The sequence below is a fragment of the Arthrobacter sp. B3I4 genome (genome assembly GCF_030816855.1).
In the GTDB taxonomy this organism is placed as follows: domain Bacteria; phylum Actinomycetota; class Actinomycetes; order Actinomycetales; family Micrococcaceae; genus Arthrobacter.
Genome location: NZ_JAUSYK010000001.1, coordinates 1,194,471 through 1,209,210, shown reverse-complemented (window position 1 = coordinate 1,209,210; position 14,740 = coordinate 1,194,471). Strand labels below are relative to the sequence as shown.

Genomic DNA, 14,740 nt, shown 5'->3' with positions numbered 1-14,740 from the left:
GGAATCATCGAACGGCGTGGTTCCCGCGGATTGAACTAGGCTGGCCGGCATGGGGAAACGCAGTGGGGGTATAGCAAGCAGGGCTGCGACGACGGCGGCCGCGGCCGCGGGAATCGGATGGCTCCTCAGCGGGGCGCTTTTCGCGGCATTGAGCTGGTTCAACGTCCTTCCGGTCTCCCTCGCCCGGCTGATCGCTCCCGAAACAGTGGCCGCTTCCAGTTGGCGGGCCGCGGGGCCTTGGCCGCTCCTGATTCCGATCGTCTCCGTACTGACGCTGCTGGGCCTGCTGCTGCTCCTGCTGCAATTCTTGGTGCCCCGTCCGGCGGGCCGGCCGCGCGACCAGACGGCCATGCTGAGTGTCTGGCTGTGCGTGGTGCTCGCATCGTTCCTCACCGGTGTGCTCTGGTCGGCCGGGAGCATCCTGGCGCAGTGGCCGCCACCGCGCCTGGCGTCACTGTTCGACAACGCCGGCACCGCCCTGTTGAGCGCCGGTTACTGGGGCACCGTGTGGGGCTGGGTCCCTGCTCTCATATGGATCCGGACAGCCCGCAGCGGAGGCCGCCAGGATGACGGCCACCTCTCCGACCGCGGACCGGCGTCCGAGCAACGCCCCCAGCTGGCTGGCCCGGGCCGACGGCGGCTGCCGGTGCAGTCCTGGGCCCTCCTCGCTGCCACGGTCGGCTGCGCCGTGCTGCTGGTCGCCGCCGCGCCGTTGTCTGGAGCGGCAACCCGCGCCGCCACCGCCGCCCGGGCCCGGCCCGCGCCGCCGCCGTCGCCCACCGCACCGCCCGTGGTGTACGGCTCGCCCACCGTGGGCCCCTCGCAGCAGGCTCCGGATCCGGGCTGGTGCCGCAGCGAGCAGGTGAAAATTACCCTCGGCACACCGGACGCCGCCACCGGCCACCGGGGCATGCCCATCCGGCTCGTCAATTCCGGCACGGCACCGTGCGTGCTCAATGCCTACCCCGACGTCGCCTTCAACGACACTGCCGGATGGGCCATGGACATCCTGACAGTCCGCGGCGGCACCTTCATGACCACGGACCCGGGCCCCCGCCCGATCACCGTCACCCCGGGAGCGGTCGCGCAAGCAGCCCTGGGCTGGAACGCCATGGCCGGCGCCGGTGACACTAGGGTCGGGACGGTCCTGGTGGCCCCGTTTTCCGGCGTCGCCCGGACCAGCCTCCCGGCAGACCTGGACGTGGTGAGCGGCGGTCACGTGGCGGTGACGGCCTGGAGCCTGGCCGAGCCTCCGGCCTAGTCGTCGACCACGAGGCCTTCAGCCGGGGTGGTCGTGCAAATTCACCGCCCAGCCCACCCCGGCCGGACCCGGCCTGCCTCCAGCCGGCCAGCCGGCACGCCCCCGACCAGCTGCACAGTCAGGACAACCGTGCGAGGAAAGTCAGCTTCGCCTGCCCCGCGCTGCTTCCGGCGTCCCGGCGGAAGGGGCCGCCTGACAGAATGGGCTCATGGATCTTGCTCTTGGACTGCTGGTTCTCGTGGCCGTCGTTTGTGCCGGCAGCGCATTGGGCCGGAAGCTGGATGTTTCCGTTCCCCTGCTGCTGGTCCTGGCCGGCGTCGCGGGGTCCTTCCTCCCCTTTGTCCCGCGTATTGAGCTGAACCACGAGTTGGTCCTCGTGGGGCTGCTGCCGCCGCTGCTCTACGCCGCCGCGCTGCGGACCTCACTGTTCGATTTCGGTTCCAACCGCCGCGCCATCGGTCTACTCTCGGTGGGTTACGTGATCTTCGGGACCCTCGCGGTGGGGGTGGTGGTTTGGTGGTTGTTCCCCGAAATCCCGCTGGCGGCGGCGATTGCCCTGGGCGCCGTCGTCGCTCCACCCGACGCCGTGGCTGCCACAGCCATCGCCCGCAAGGTGGGCATGCCGCGCCGGATCGTGACCATCCTTGAGGGCGAATCGCTGGTCAATGACGCCACCGCTTTGGTCTGCCTCCGCGCCGCCATCGCCGCGATTGCCGGGTCTGTGTCCGCGGCCGAGATTGCCGGCGGCTTCCTGGTTGCGGCGGGCGGGGGCCTGGTGGTCGGCCTGGCTGCCGCCTACGTGCTGACGATGCTGCGCAAGCGGATCCGCAACGTCGCGATCAATACCACGACGTCGCTGATGGCACCGTTCGTGGCCTACCTTCCGGCCGAGGCGATCCATGCCTCCGGTGTCCTCGCCGTCGTCGTCACCGGTCTCGTGATGGGCATGAAGGCGCCGTCGATGCCCAACGGCGCCGCCCGGCTGAGCCAGCGCAGCAACTGGAACACGGTGCAGTTCCTGCTGGAAAATTCCGTGTTCCTGCTGATCGGCCTCCAGGTCCAGACCATCATTGAGGGCGTCCAGGACGACTCGCTCGGCGCCGGCCGGATCTGGGCGGGCTGCGCCGTGATCCTGCTGGCCGTCCTGCTGCTGCGGCCGGTTTGGGTATTTCCGGCGACGTACCTGCCGCGGCTGATTCCGTCCGTGCGGCGGGCGGACCCGGCACCGCCCTGGCAATACTCCGCGATCGTCTCCTGGGCCGGCATGCGCGGGGTGGTGACGCTGGCCGCGGTGCTGACGCTGCCGCCGGACCTGGAACACCGGCCGGTGCTGATCCTGGCCGCGATGGTGGTGGTGGGCGGCACGCTGGCGCTGCAGGGCTTCACCTTGCCCGCCCTGGTGCGGCTGCTGCGGGTGCAAGGCCCGGACCAGCGCGAGGACGCCCTGAACCAGGCATCGCTGATGCAGCTCGCCACGTCCGCCGGGGTGGAACGGCTGCAGGAGCTGCGTGTCGACGAGGACCCGCCGGAGGTCGTCGCGATGCTGAAGCGGCGCACCCAGGAGCGGGGACTCGCCGCCTGGGAGCGGCTCGGCCGGCCAACCTCGGAGGCGGCGACGCCCAGCCACCGCTACGCGCAACTGCGGCTCGCCATGCTCGACGCCGAGCGGGCCAAGGTGCTGGAACTCCGGCGCGGCGGCGAGTACGCGCACGAAGTCCTCAGCCAGGTCCTGGAGCGGCTGGACGTTGAGGAATCCATGCTGGACGTCTCGCTGGACGAACTGGACACGACCGGCGAGGTTGGCGGCGAGGGCATCGCCCGGCCCGGCGGCACCTGCGAGCATCTCGAGGACTCCCCGGACCGGCCGGCCCCGGCAGAGCCCTTCTGCGCTGACTGCCGCCGGGACGGAACCACGCCGGTGCACCTTCGGATGTGCCTGGCGTGTGGCAACGTGGGCTGCTGTGATTCCTCCGCCGGAACGCACGCCTCCAAGCACTTCCGGGCCACCGGCCACCCCGTCATGCGCAGCGCCGAGCCGGGCGAGGACTGGCGGTGGTGCTACGAGGACGACCTGCTGGGGTGATGCCAAGGCCGGTCCCCGCGCGTACCCTCGGTTTGTGGACATTGTCGAGTTTTTGTCCGAGCGCATTTCCGAGGACGAGGCAGCGGCCCGGACCCTGCTCAGCGACCGGACAGTCTCCAAGTCGGGCGAATGGTACGAACAGCGGCTGCTGCTTGAGTGCGAGGCGAAGCGGAGGCTGATCGGCGTCGTCGAAGCGGCCCGGCAGTCCGCCCTCGCCGCGATGGTCAGCGACTCACTGCAGGAGCAGCACTGGGCGCCGCGCTCGCTCGACTGGATGGAACGGTCCCTGCAGGCCCTGGCGCTGCCGTACTTCGACCACCCCGACTTTGAGGAGCACTGGCTCCGCCACTGACAAAGGCCCGCACGCGCCAACTGTTTCGCGCGCCGACGTCGAACCCTGAAATATCTCAGGCGGGAATGCCGTTGGCCCGGGTATGACAACTATTGGAATTCTCGGTGCAGGACACATTGGCAGCCAGGTCGCCCGCAAGGCGGTCGAACTCGGCTACGACGTCGTGATCAGCAACTCGCGCGGACCGGAAACACTGCAGGATCTCGTCTCCGAGCTCGGGCCCCGGGCACGGGCGGCAACCGCGGCAGAGGCAGCCGCGGCGGGCGACTTCGCCGTCGTCACAGTCCCGCTGAAGAGCATCACGGAGATCCCCGCCGAGCCGCTGGCAGGCAAGATCGTCATCGACACCAACAACTACTACTGGGAGCGCGACGGCCGTATTCCCGCCCTCGACAACGGCGAGGCCACCACCTCGGGCATGCTGCAAGAGCACCTGCCCGAATCCAAGGTGGCCAAGGGATTCAACCACATCATGTACACGGACATCACCACCGACGGAACGCCTGCCGGCACGGACAACCGGCGTGCTCTGGCGACGGCGAGCGACTTCCCGGAAGCAGCCGAACTCGTCACCCGGTTCTACGATGAATTCGGTTTCGACACCGTCAACATCGGCCCGTTGTCCGACAGCTGGCGCGTGGAACGGGACCGCCCGGCGTACGGCGTCCGCCAGAACGCAGCCGAACTGCAGGAGAACCTGGCGAAGGCGCCCCGCACTCTCTGACCCTCCACCGAGTGTGCAGTTCGCGGCAGTTTCCGCGCCGGACACTGCCGTGAACTGCACACTCGCGCAGGCGGACGGGCAGAACCCAGTCAGGGCACGGGGCCCGGAACCGTCTTGCCTCGCCAGGCACCGACCACCAGCCACAGCGACCAGCCCAGGGTCAGAACAATGCCGGCCAGCGTGGGGATGGTGTTCGCAGCAGAGAACCCCTCGGCGCCGATGATCCAACCCTGGACGAGGTAGGCCACCCCCGCGAGTGCCATGAGGTACCCCGGCGCCCGGGAGATGCGGCCCGCGCGGACGACCACGGCTCCGGTCAGGAGCAGGGCCGTCCCGAGCAGAAAGCTCTGGTAGCTGCGCAGGCCCCACTCCAGCCACCGGATACCCTCGGCGACTGCAAACCGGGAATCCTTGGCCGGTTCCGTGGCGGCAGCCCAGGCGTCCACGGCATGTTTAAGGGCGACGCCGTCTACGGCTTGGAGCGCGGCGTAGAGCGCCAGCGCGGCAGCCGCTGCAACTGCAGCGAACCGCGCTGTCCACGCCGGCTGGCCTTCCGGTGTCCGCAGGGCCACGAGCAGGACCAGCAATGCGGCAATCAGCAACGCCATGCCCGCGAACTGGCCCAAGTGGACCGCCGTCCAGACGCTGCTGCGGGCGTACGCGGCGAACGCTGCCGGGTGGTCGTTCGCGTCGGCCGACTCGGCGTGGAACAGGCCGGCGGCCAGCGATACGACGAAGCCCGTCAACGCCAGGGTCCCGGCCAGTCGCAACGGTGCCAGGGACTCTGCTGGCCGCACAGCCGGAGCCGGGCCGGCCGGTGGCCGTTGGCTGCCCTTGGTGCTGGTCCTTTTCATGTGCCTCACCCGCTTCCGCCGGTGCACCGCCGGGCGGTGTTTTAGCCGCGGTGGTGTGTTCTAAAGGTGCGTCTATAGCGCAGGCTACGCCGGTTCTGGCCACCCGGCCAGCGTCAAATTAGCCGTCCGGCCACCTCTAAGGCCACGCCGGCGCCTGTCCGGCCTGCCCTCTACTGGCCCGTCCAGATCCGCCGCCACCAGGGCAGCTTCGGCTGCGGTGGTGGCGGCGGGGCACCGGCGGCCGCCGCTGCCCGCCGTTCACGCCAGCGCTCGACCTCGGCGTCGACGTCGCGGGTCTTGGTGATGACCGGCGGCCCGCCCTGGAGCTGCCGCCGGGCGTCGACAACACGGGCGTTGAAGTCTGTGATGATGTCCCGTACCTGCGTTTCGGTGAACTGGCCGTCAAGACGGTCGTCAAGCCCGGCATCCTCCGTGCGGAGCAGGATCGCTGTGGGGCCGAGCCCGGTGACGTTTTCACGCTGCAGCAGCCCCTTCACCCACCAGTCCGGGTCGTAGACCTCGCCCAGTCCCGGGATGGGCTTGCCCGCGTATTTCAGGTTGTCGAACTTGCCCTGCGCCATGGCGTCACGGACGAGGTATTCAGCCTTGGCGGCGTCGCCGACCTTGGCTCGTTTTTGCCGGAGTTTTTCCTCGGCCGCCTCAAGTTCACTGTTTTCCTGGAACGTGCTGCCGCTGGCCCTGATGGACCGCAGCTCGGCTGCCCGTTCCACCCGGCGCCGGAACGCCGAGCTTTCCCCGCTGCTCATGAACCTGGTCCTTCCCGCTGCCGGAATGTTGGGTCTGCTTCCAGTATGGACAGATTCTCGACGACGGCGGAACCGCTGGCCGCCTGCCCACCTGCCTGAGTTCGGTCGTGCTTTTGTGCGGAGGCATTATTGGGTTCTCTCCGGCTTCTGAACAGGGCCGTTTGGCCCCCCGTAACCCCGAGGAACGGTCCAGTACACTCGTGCAATGAGGCTTCTGTACATCACAGAAAGTGTGCCCAACCGGGACCCTGTTTACGGAGACGGCAGCTCGATGATTCCGTACGAGATCCTGCGGAACCTCCCTGCCGGCGTCGATGTGACATTGCTGAGCTACGCGGGCGACGTGGCGCTGCCCGATGAGGTCCGCGACCGGTGCTCTGAGGTGCACATCCTGACCCCGCGCGGCCGGGCCGCGGCGCTGGTACGCTCCATCGGCGGCCTGAACGGCGCGGGAAAGCATGAGCGCGCCACTGCCGAGGCTGTGGCCCTGACCCGGCAGCTCTCCGCGCGCAGCGACGCCACCCTCATCCATGGTCCGCATGCCCTGTTCCTGGCCCGCCACGTCCAGGGGCCGATGGTCCTGCAGACCGTCGACCCCTGGTCCGTCCGGGCCCGGATGGACACCGCCATCGCGGGCCGGCTGAAGCCCGCCTACCGTGCGCGGGAGTACCAGGCGTTGCGCGCTGAACTGCGCCTGCCGTCGAGGGCCCGGCTACTCACCGTGGGTTCGCAGGATGCCGCCGAGTGGTCGCGGCGTTTGCGCCGCGAGGTGCGCAGCATCCCGAACGGCGCCGAGCAGGCCGTTACCGTCCCCGGGCGGCGGGAAACCCCGGTGGTCTGCTTTGTCGGCAGCTTGAACTACGGCCCTAACGTCGACAGCGCGAGGGTGCTGATCGGCACGATTGCCCCGCAGGTGTGGGAGCAGGTGCCGCAGGCTACGTTCGTCCTGGCCGGACGCCGCCCCGACCCGGCCGTCCTGGCCCTCGCCGGCCCCCGGGTGGAAGTCGCAGCCAACGTGCCTTCGGTCCTTGACGTGTTCCAGTCCGCGGACGTGGCGGCGTTCCCGGACGAACACGGTGTGGGAATCCGAAACTCCGTGCGCGAAGCGCTCGCCGCGGGTGTCCCGGTCGTGGCCACGCCGGTGGCCGCGCGGGAACAGGAACCGCACCCTCTGCTGACAGTCGAGGAGGACCCGGTGAAGTTCGCCCGCCTGGTCGCCGAACGCCTGGCCGGGCCGCGCCGTGAGCCGGCCGCCCAGGGCCCCGGCGCCGTCCGCACCTGGCAAACGGCTGCGGACGAGTACCTGGACGAGCTGCGCAGGGCTATCAGCGGAAGTGGCTCCGCATGACGCAGGCGCCGGGTGAGCTGGCGCGCACCGGCGTCCGGGGGGCCATGTGGCAGGGCCTGGCCTTCGCCGGGGGCCGGATCATCGTGCTCATCACGACCATCGTTCTGGCGCGTCTGCTCTCCCCGCACGACTACGGCCTGGTGGCCCTGGCCCTGGTCCTAATGGGCTACGCCGAAACCATCGCCGACGCCGGCGTCGCCCAGGCACTCGTGTATCTGCCCCGCGACGGTGTCATCGCCCGGTCAGCGCTCTTGATCTCCATGGTGCTGGGGTCGCTGCTGGGCATGGCCGCGTTCTTCTCCGCACCGCTTATTGCCGAGCTCTTCCAGCTTCCCGAGGTGGTTCCGCTGGTCCAGGTCCTGGGCGTGTCCGTGCTGGCCACCTCGCTGGGCGCCGTTCCGGAAGCCCTGCTGCGCCGGGACCTGCACTTCAAGAAGCTCACTGCCGCTCCGGTTCTTCGGGCTGCCACGATGGGAACCGTGACCCTCAGCCTCGCTTTCACCGGCCACGGTGCATGGTCCCTGGCTGTGGGGACGGCCGCGGGCTCGGTGGCATACGCGGCCACGTGCTGGTTCCTGGTCCGCGGTCATGCGCCCTGGCAGTTCTGGCGGGCCGGCAAGGACGCCCTGCTGGCCAATATCCAGTACGGCGCACCGGTGGCGGGCAGCAGCCTGCTGGCCCGGTTGATCTTCGACATCGATTACCTGATCATCGGCATCGTCCTCGGCGCCCAGGCGCTCGGCTTCTACACTCTGGCCTTCCGCCTGCCGGAGGTGGTGATCCTCAATGTCTTCTTCGTCCTCTCGACGGTGCTTTTCCCGCTCTACGCCCGGGTCCGTGCCGAGCCGGAACGGCTCCGCGCCGGGTACCTCACGAGCGTGCGGATCCAGTCCCTCTACGGGGTTACCGCCGGCGTGGGGCTGGCAGTGGTGGCTCCGGTCCTGGTGCCGCTTGTCTTTGGGGAGAAATGGAACGATGCAGTACTGCCGTTGATTTTCCTCGCCCTGTACGCCGCGGCGCGCTCCCTGGGAGCCGGCGCCAATGACGTGTACAAAGCCTTGGGCCGGCCCGGCCTCTCGATCGTGGTGTCACTGGTGCGGCTGTTGATTCTGCTGCCGGTGCTGCTCCTCGCCTCGCAGTGGGGCATCGTGGGGGTGGCCGTGGCGCAGCTGGTGGTCGCGGTCCTGTTCGCCTGCGGAATGCAGGTCGTCGCGGCGCGGGTCATTGAGCTCCGGCCGCGGGCGCTGCTGGGCGCGGTCGCCCCGGGTCTGGTTTGTGGAGCAGCGGTGGCAGTGACCGGTCTGGGCAACTTCGCTGCTCCGGCGCTGGGGGCCGTGCCGAGCATGCTCCTGGTGATCGCCGTGGCGGTGGCTGCGGTCTACGTGATCCTGCGGCTGGCCTACCGGCCGCTTCACGATGAGATGGTCGAACTGGTGCGCCGGCGCTAGGAGTACAGCCAGGTTGGGCCTGCCGCGTCAAGCAGCGGCAGGCGACCGGTGGAACGGCGTCGGACCGTCAGTCCTCTCTCCGGCGTCGGCCGGTGACCGTTCCGGCGGGAATGGCGACGTCGAAGAGGTGCAGGATGAGGGCGAGCCGGCCGGCGAGGGCCTTCAGCAGACCGAAACGGACGCCCTTGTGCAGGGACAGGGTCCCGAGCACTGCGGCCGCGGAACTCACCGGCACCAGCCTGGCCGGGTTATCGAGGCCCGGCACGTTCCAGTGGACGCTGACGTCCTCGAAACCGTGCCGGACAAACATCCGCTTCCAGCCCGCGACCGTGTGCGGGCGCCGGCCGCGGAGCGTGCGTTTGACCTGGGCGCACACCCATCCGCCGGGTTGCACCGCCGCAGCGGCGTCTACAAACTCCTCTGTCCCGGGTTCCCGGAGCAGGACGACGTCGAACCCCTCGCCGGCAGGGCCGTCAGCGCCGGCACTGGACGGCCTGGGCCGGACCGGCGCCGCTGCGGGGTCCAGCAGGTGCAGGGCGGACATCAAATCCCGGCCGATGGCACCGCCGTATCCGAGGCGCGACGGCTGCAGCAGCGGGATCAGGAACCGCCAGTCGAGCAGGCGCCACTGGTGCAGGGCCAGGCCGGAGGAATCCTCAGCGTCCGCCTCGGGGGCCAGCGGGGCGCGGGCTGCGATGCTGTTCCAGACTGTTTCCGTGGCAAGCCGCCGTACCTGCTCTTGCGGGAGGCCGGCGTCGATCACCCGGGCGCCCGGCAGCCGCGTGGCCAGTTGCAGGTAGGCCTGCCGCCAGTGTTCCAGGAGTTCCACCGTGTGCTCGCCTTTCCGGGCGAACATGACCTCGCCCGGGGCGTCGAGGACCAACAGGATGTCCGGGGACGGTCCAAGCCGCACCGCCAGGCTGTTCGACCAGGACGGAGTCGGGCTGCTGCCCGCCATAGCAGGCAGCAGGGCATCGTAGGCCACCCGGTCCATGAGGACCACGCGCCCTCGCAGGCTGTGGTACCGGGCTGCCGCCCCGCCCTTGAGCAGCCGGAACATCTTCTTGGCCGTCCGTCCGCCCGGCACTCTTTGCAACAGGTGGTCCCACGGGCCGGCCCCCCACATGCCCATGTACACGTACGCGGTGGGAAGAGGGAAATCGGCGCGGAGCCCGTGCAGGAGGGTGGTCTTGCCCGCCCCGTCCGGAGCCATCACGCCCACCACCGGCCCGCGCCCCGGGAGCCTGGGGGTGCGCAGGCGCTGTCCGCGGTTGCCATAACCCTGCACCCGCGTGCCCACCGGCCGTGTCCGGGTCCAGGCGGACCGCAGCTGACCTGCCAGTATGCGGACCTCATCGAAGTTCTTGGTGCGGACCAGCTCCAGTAGTTGAGCCGCTGTGCCGTCGCCGCTGCGGAGATCCAGATAGGCCGCGATCCGGTCGTGCTCGGACGCGGCCGCTGCGGCCGCGAGCGCGACGTCGGTCCGTTCCGGCTTGATCTCGCCCTTGTCCAGCACCAGATGCAGCAACTGCAACCAGGCTTTGTCATCCGGTGCGGGGAGCCAGAACTCGCCCTGACGCACGCGCCGTTCGAGGCAGCCGGCACCCAGCGGGGTGCGCCACTGCTGATACCGTCCGAACGAGATGTCGGAGACGATGTCCAGCTTTAGCCACAGCTCATCGACGTCGATGTAGCCGAAGTAGAAGCGGTGGCTTCCGTGGCCCGTAGCCTGCACGCGGAACAGGCCGATCCGGCCCATCAGCTCGTCCAGTACCGGCAGCATGCCACGGTCCACCAGAATGTCGACGTCTCCGGAGGGCCTGGCCAGGTCATCCTCGCCGCGCAGCAACACCCATGGGACCCCCGTTTCATCGAGGGAGCGAAAAGCCTTGAGCACTGTTGGATGGGTTGCCGGGTGGCTGGTTGGGGGGTAGGCGGTCATGCCGCGCACCCGCCGTCGTAAGTCGTAGGGACCATGGCCGTGTGAGACCTCCTTGACCGGTTTTCCCGGTGGTCCCAAGCGCTCCCGCCCACGGTCACGTCACTCAACCGCTGTCAGCCCAAGGGACACCGATCCGGCACCTGCGCGCCGGCGGAAATTGTCTTCCCAGCGTAGGATCCGGCGCGGCGGTTGTCACGAGTAGCCGCCTCGGACGGTGCCGTCTCGGGTTTACTTGGGCCCTACCTGCTGCCGTGCCGGCGACTACTTGCGGCCACGGTTCACCGGCGGCCGTCAGAGCCGGGGGAGGATGTCTTCGCGGACCTGCTTGCGGAGGATCTTGCCGAGCATGGAACGGGGCAGGTCCTGCACCGGCACCACCCGGCGCGGAACCTTGTAGCCGGCGAGGTGTTCACGGCAGTGCGTTCGCAGCGCGTCCTGGTCCAGCTCGGTGCCGGGTTCAAGTTCGACGGCGGCGACCACCATTTCGCCGCCTCGCTCCAGGGGTTTACCGACCACGGCAGCGTCCCGGACGTCCGGGTGCAGACGCAGCACGGCCTCAACCTCCGTGGGCGATACGTTGAACCCGCCGGTGATGATGAGTTCCTTGGCCCGGTCCACTACGGTGGTGAAGCCGTCCGGGTCCACCGTCACGACGTCGCCGGTGTGCAGCCAGCCGTCCTCGGTAAGGGTCTTGGCGGTTTCCTCGGGGTTGTTCCAGTAGCCCTGGAAGACCTGAGGGCCCTTGAGCAGCAGCTCCCCCGGCTGGCCCTGCGGGACTTCCACGGAAGAATTGTCGACCTCGACGACCTTCATCAGGGTGGAGGGAAACGGCACCCCAATGGTGCCGGTGCGGCGGGTCGGATGGAACGGGTTGCCCAGTGCCACCGGGGAGGATTCGGTCATCCCGTAGCCTTCCACGAGCAGGCCGCCGGAGACCGATTCCCACAGTTCCACCACGTGGCCGGGCAGGTTCATCGCCCCCGAGATGCAGTATTTGCAGGACCGCAGGGAGATGCCCTTTTCCTTGGCTGCCATGGCGGTGCGCTCGTAAATCGGCGGGACCGCGCAGTAGATCGTCGCCGGTGACTTCTTCATGGCGGCCAGCACCAGGTCTGTCTCGAACTTGGGGAAGAGCACCAGCAGGCCCTGTTTGCGGATGCCGTAGGTCAGATAGAGGGTCATGCCGAAGGCGTGGAACATCGGCAGGATTGCGTAGAAAATTTCCTTGCGGTACTCGGCCCCGGCCATCCACGCCTCACCCTGGAGGGCGTTCGAGTAGAGGTTGAAGTGCGTGAGCATCGCGCCCTTGGGCCGGCCGGTGGTGCCCGAGGTGTACTGGATCGCGGCGAGGTCGTGCACCGAGGGGCGCGGGTGGGCATCGTCGATCCGGCCGTGGCTGAGGAGTTCCTTCCACGGCATGGTCCCCGGCGCCGGTGCTGTCAGTGAGGCCCGGGTTTCGCGCAGCTTTTTGACCGGCAGGGACAGAGCGAGGCGCTTGACGGCTGGGAAGGCTTCCAGCAGGTTCACGGAGACCACGTGGTCGATTTCGATGTCGGACGGGAACTCCCGCACGGCGGCGGCTGCTTTGTCCCAGGCGATCACGACCCGCGCCTGGTGGTCCTCGAACTGGTGCCGCAGTTCCCGGGAGGTGTAGAGCGGGTTGTGTTCGACCACGACGGCGCCCAGGCGCAGCACCGCGTAGAACGCGACGACATGCTGCGGGCAGTTCGGCAGGACCAGGGCCACCCGGTCGCCGGCCCGGACACCGAGGCGTCGCAGTCCCTCTGCGGCGCGGTCGATCTGCTCGCCGAGCTGGGTATAGCTGGTGCGGCGGCCGAAAAACTCCAGGGCCGGAGCGCTGCCGGCTTCGGCCACGGACCGTTCCAGCATCGCGACGAGCGACTCTGTGGGCAGTTCAATCTCGGCCGGCACGCCCGGCTGGTAGTTCTTCACCCAAGGCTGCCGGTCCGTTTTCTCCATCCTTCCATCTTGCCGTGAACCGCCGTCGGTCGGCGAATCCCCGCCCCGACCGCGGCGGCGTGCGAACGGACGCTCAGTGCAGTTCCGCGGCGGCGTGCGAACGGACGCTCAGTGCAGTTCCGCGGCGGCGTGCCTCCAGAGCCAGAAGTCCCGGTCATTGAGCACCGCCTGCCGCACGTCGCCCATCCCGGCCGCTGGGCCCACCTCGGCCGCCAAACGGTAGGCCAGCGTTGACGCCGACCGTGCCCAGGTAGCGAGGACGACCTGGGGAAGAAGTTCCGGGTGGACATCGCGGAGCAGCAAGTGCCGCCGCAGGGGCGCCAGCGCCCAGCCGTCCGGCCCGAAGGCCGAGTCGAAGGCCGCGAGCTGGGCGGGGCGCTCAAACGCCTGCTCCGAGGATTCGCTGAGGTACTGCAAGTAGAAGGTGAGATCGTGCCCCGGAATCCCGTAGGCCGAGGCCCGCTCCCAGTCCATCACTTGAAGCCCCCCTCCTGGACGCACCAAGAGGTTGGGGTGGCTTAGATCCGCGTGCTCGAACACCGCCGGCAAAGCCTCGGAGCGCAGCGGCTCCAGCAGCTTGTGCGTGCGGTGGACAAGCTCCACAATTTCGGCGTCCCCGGACAGGAGTGCAGCCAGCGCTTCGAGCGGGTGCTCCACCGTCCGCTCGTACCAGCCCTCGTTGGTCGACCCTGGGAGAGTGCAGGGCAGGGAGTCAACGAAGTCGACGCCGAGCGCGACGGCGGCGGGCAAGTTTGCTGCCACCCGGTCCGGATCCAGGGGCGGGCCGGTCAGCGGAGTCTCCACGAGGACGGTGTAGGCCCCGGCCTCCAACGTCGCGACAATGCGGGGAACTCCCTCCACCTGCCCGCCGCTTAGAGCGCGAAGTTGCCGGAGCATGTCCGCTTCCCGCTGGACGCCCTCGTTGTCCCCGGGGCAGCGCGGAACCTTCACGACCAGGGCCGGCTGCCGGGCGCCGGGGGCGTAGACCAGGGCAACGACGTGGCGCGAGGTGGTGAATTGCGGCGTGATGAACACGGTGGTCCACTCATGGCCAAGTCCCAGCGATGCCAGGTCCCACTCCCGGTAGTGGTCCTGGAGTGCCGCGTCGATGAAGCTCGCCCCGGCCGTTGCCTGGGGCCGGGAGCTGCCGGAACGCAGTCCGCTACGGGGCATACGCATACTGCACCACCCAATCAACCTCGATGTGGCCCGACGTGCCGGGCGCCGGCGTCGTTGCGTCGGCCCCGTCCTTTGTCTCGGATTGAAGCGTCCAGCGCATCGCCTTATCCGGTACTCCCTCGGGCATTGTCGTCTCCCCCACCAGTCCCCCATCCCAGAACCATTTGACCTTGCCGGGCGTCCACTCCGTCGTCGCCACATGCCAGTCGGCAGCGTCCGTGGGCGAAGTGTTGCGCGTCACCGGGTCGAAGCGGTCCCGGCCTTTCAACGGGGAGTCCTTGATGGCGGACACCCCGTAAAAGGGGCCATTGAGCTCACCTTCCGGCCAGTCGATCTCGCCGTCCAGCCAGTCGTCGCTCGTTGGCCAGAGCAGGAAAGCGATCTTGTAGCCAGGCATGCTGTCCGCTCGGAACCGGATGGAATACCGGCCATAGGTTTGACCCGCGTACCCGAACGGCACAACGCTCGCCACCCGGGGTTTCCCCCCTTTCGAGTGCAGGAAGAAGTCGAGCTTCCCGTTCTTGACGGAGAGCACGGAGTCCGGTGTGTACACCCCCTGGCCCGAGGTGTCCCGGAGATCGTGGTAGCCCCGCATGTCGGGACCGTAAACGTCTCCCACGCTCCCCCGTTCCGCCGGCTCCTTGAAGTCCTGCGCCCCGGTCTGCTTCCAGCCCTGAATATCCCCGACCGGCATTCGGCCGGCCGGGACGTCAGGCGTGATGAGGATGGCCACCGCGATCATTAAGGCTGTCGCAAGCAGGACGGAAAGAACCCGGGCCAGCAGCACGCCTTTCCTCCCCAC

The 14,740-nt window shown here is 68.8% G+C and carries 12 protein-coding genes; 6 read left to right on the top strand and 6 right to left on the bottom strand.

What is annotated here, in order from left to right; translation table 11 throughout:
* Positions 1–49: 49 nt before the first annotated feature.
* The 4 genes from QFZ61_RS05645 to QFZ61_RS05630 all read left to right on the top strand — a co-directional run bounded on the left by QFZ61_RS05645 (position 50) and on the right by QFZ61_RS05630 (position 4,420).
* Complete coding sequence (locus QFZ61_RS05645; protein WP_307034116.1) at positions 50–1,261, top strand: DUF4232 domain-containing protein; 1,212 nt, start codon at positions 50–52, stop codon at positions 1,259–1,261.
* Between the two features lie 208 nt (positions 1,262–1,469).
* A complete protein-coding gene (locus QFZ61_RS05640; RefSeq protein WP_307034114.1) occupies positions 1,470–3,344 on the top strand; it encodes a Na+/H+ antiporter in 1,875 nt (624 codons plus the stop codon).
* A gap of 34 nt (positions 3,345–3,378) precedes the next feature.
* The gene (locus QFZ61_RS05635) at positions 3,379–3,696 is read left to right on the top strand and encodes a DUF6221 family protein (protein ID WP_307034112.1); all 318 of its coding nucleotides are present in this window, start codon (positions 3,379–3,381) and stop codon (positions 3,694–3,696) included.
* 82 nt (positions 3,697–3,778) lie between these two features.
* Positions 3,779–4,420: an NADPH-dependent F420 reductase gene (locus tag QFZ61_RS05630; RefSeq protein ID WP_307034110.1), complete on the top strand. Its 642-nt coding sequence runs from the start codon at positions 3,779–3,781 to the stop codon at positions 4,418–4,420.
* Positions 4,421–4,509: 89 nt separating this feature from the next.
* Here the strand turns inward: QFZ61_RS05630 and QFZ61_RS05625 are convergent, their stop codons facing one another.
* Positions 4,510–5,274 (bottom strand): DUF4386 family protein, encoded by a 765-nt coding sequence (locus QFZ61_RS05625; RefSeq protein WP_307034108.1) that lies wholly within the window; start codon positions 5,272–5,274, stop codon positions 4,510–4,512.
* 170 nt (positions 5,275–5,444) lie between these two features.
* Positions 5,445–6,041: a DUF1992 domain-containing protein gene (locus QFZ61_RS05620; RefSeq protein WP_307034106.1), complete on the bottom strand. Its 597-nt coding sequence runs from the start codon at positions 6,039–6,041 to the stop codon at positions 5,445–5,447.
* Positions 6,042–6,246: 205 nt separating this feature from the next.
* On the opposite strand from QFZ61_RS05620, the gene QFZ61_RS05615 reads away from it, so the two are divergent.
* Both QFZ61_RS05615 and QFZ61_RS05610 read left to right on the top strand, forming a co-directional pair.
* Positions 6,247–7,389: a glycosyltransferase gene (locus QFZ61_RS05615; RefSeq protein WP_307034104.1), complete on the top strand. Its 1,143-nt coding sequence runs from the start codon at positions 6,247–6,249 to the stop codon at positions 7,387–7,389.
* Positions 7,386–8,837 carry a lipopolysaccharide biosynthesis protein gene (locus QFZ61_RS05610; RefSeq protein ID WP_307034102.1) on the top strand — a complete coding sequence of 484 codons (1,452 nt, stop codon included), beginning with the start codon at positions 7,386–7,388 and terminating at the stop codon, positions 8,835–8,837. Before QFZ61_RS05615 ends, QFZ61_RS05610 begins: the two co-directional genes overlap by 4 nt.
* 67 nt (positions 8,838–8,904) lie before the next feature.
* On the opposite strand, the gene QFZ61_RS05605 is transcribed toward QFZ61_RS05610, so the two are convergent.
* From QFZ61_RS05605 to QFZ61_RS05590, 4 genes are all read right to left on the bottom strand, one after another.
* Entirely contained in the window at positions 8,905–10,779 is a 1,875-nt protein-coding gene (locus tag QFZ61_RS05605; protein WP_307034101.1) for a hypothetical protein, read from the bottom strand.
* 291 nt (positions 10,780–11,070) lie between these two features.
* A complete protein-coding gene (locus tag QFZ61_RS05600; protein ID WP_307034099.1) occupies positions 11,071–12,759 on the bottom strand; it encodes a long-chain-fatty-acid--CoA ligase in 1,689 nt (562 codons plus the stop codon).
* 108 nt (positions 12,760–12,867) lie between these two features.
* Positions 12,868–13,932, bottom strand: coding sequence for a phosphotransferase family protein (locus QFZ61_RS05595; protein WP_307034097.1), 1,065 nt, complete (start codon positions 13,930–13,932; stop codon positions 12,868–12,870).
* A complete protein-coding gene (locus QFZ61_RS05590; RefSeq protein ID WP_307034095.1) occupies positions 13,922–14,740 on the bottom strand; it encodes a glycoside hydrolase family 16 protein in 819 nt (272 codons plus the stop codon). The genes QFZ61_RS05595 and QFZ61_RS05590 overlap by 11 nt, the downstream gene beginning before the upstream one ends.

Coding starts and splice junctions, on each gene's coding strand:
- QFZ61_RS05645 (WP_307034116.1), top strand. CDS start 50: ATGGGGAAACGCAGTGGGGGTATAGCAAGCAGGGCTGCGACGACGGCG.
- QFZ61_RS05640 (WP_307034114.1), top strand. CDS start 1,470: ATGGATCTTGCTCTTGGACTGCTGGTTCTCGTGGCCGTCGTTTGTGCC.
- QFZ61_RS05630 (WP_307034110.1), top strand. CDS start 3,779: ATGACAACTATTGGAATTCTCGGTGCAGGACACATTGGCAGCCAGGTC.
- QFZ61_RS05625 (WP_307034108.1), bottom strand. CDS start 5,274: ATGAAAAGGACCAGCACCAAGGGCAGCCAACGGCCACCGGCCGGCCCG.
- QFZ61_RS05620 (WP_307034106.1), bottom strand. CDS start 6,041: ATGAGCAGCGGGGAAAGCTCGGCGTTCCGGCGCCGGGTGGAACGGGCA.
- QFZ61_RS05615 (WP_307034104.1), top strand. CDS start 6,247: ATGAGGCTTCTGTACATCACAGAAAGTGTGCCCAACCGGGACCCTGTT.
- QFZ61_RS05610 (WP_307034102.1), top strand. CDS start 7,386: ATGACGCAGGCGCCGGGTGAGCTGGCGCGCACCGGCGTCCGGGGGGCC.
- QFZ61_RS05605 (WP_307034101.1), bottom strand. CDS start 10,779: ATGACCGCCTACCCCCCAACCAGCCACCCGGCAACCCATCCAACAGTG.
- QFZ61_RS05600 (WP_307034099.1), bottom strand. CDS start 12,759: ATGGAGAAAACGGACCGGCAGCCTTGGGTGAAGAACTACCAGCCGGGC.
- QFZ61_RS05595 (WP_307034097.1), bottom strand. CDS start 13,932: ATGCCCCGTAGCGGACTGCGTTCCGGCAGCTCCCGGCCCCAGGCAACG.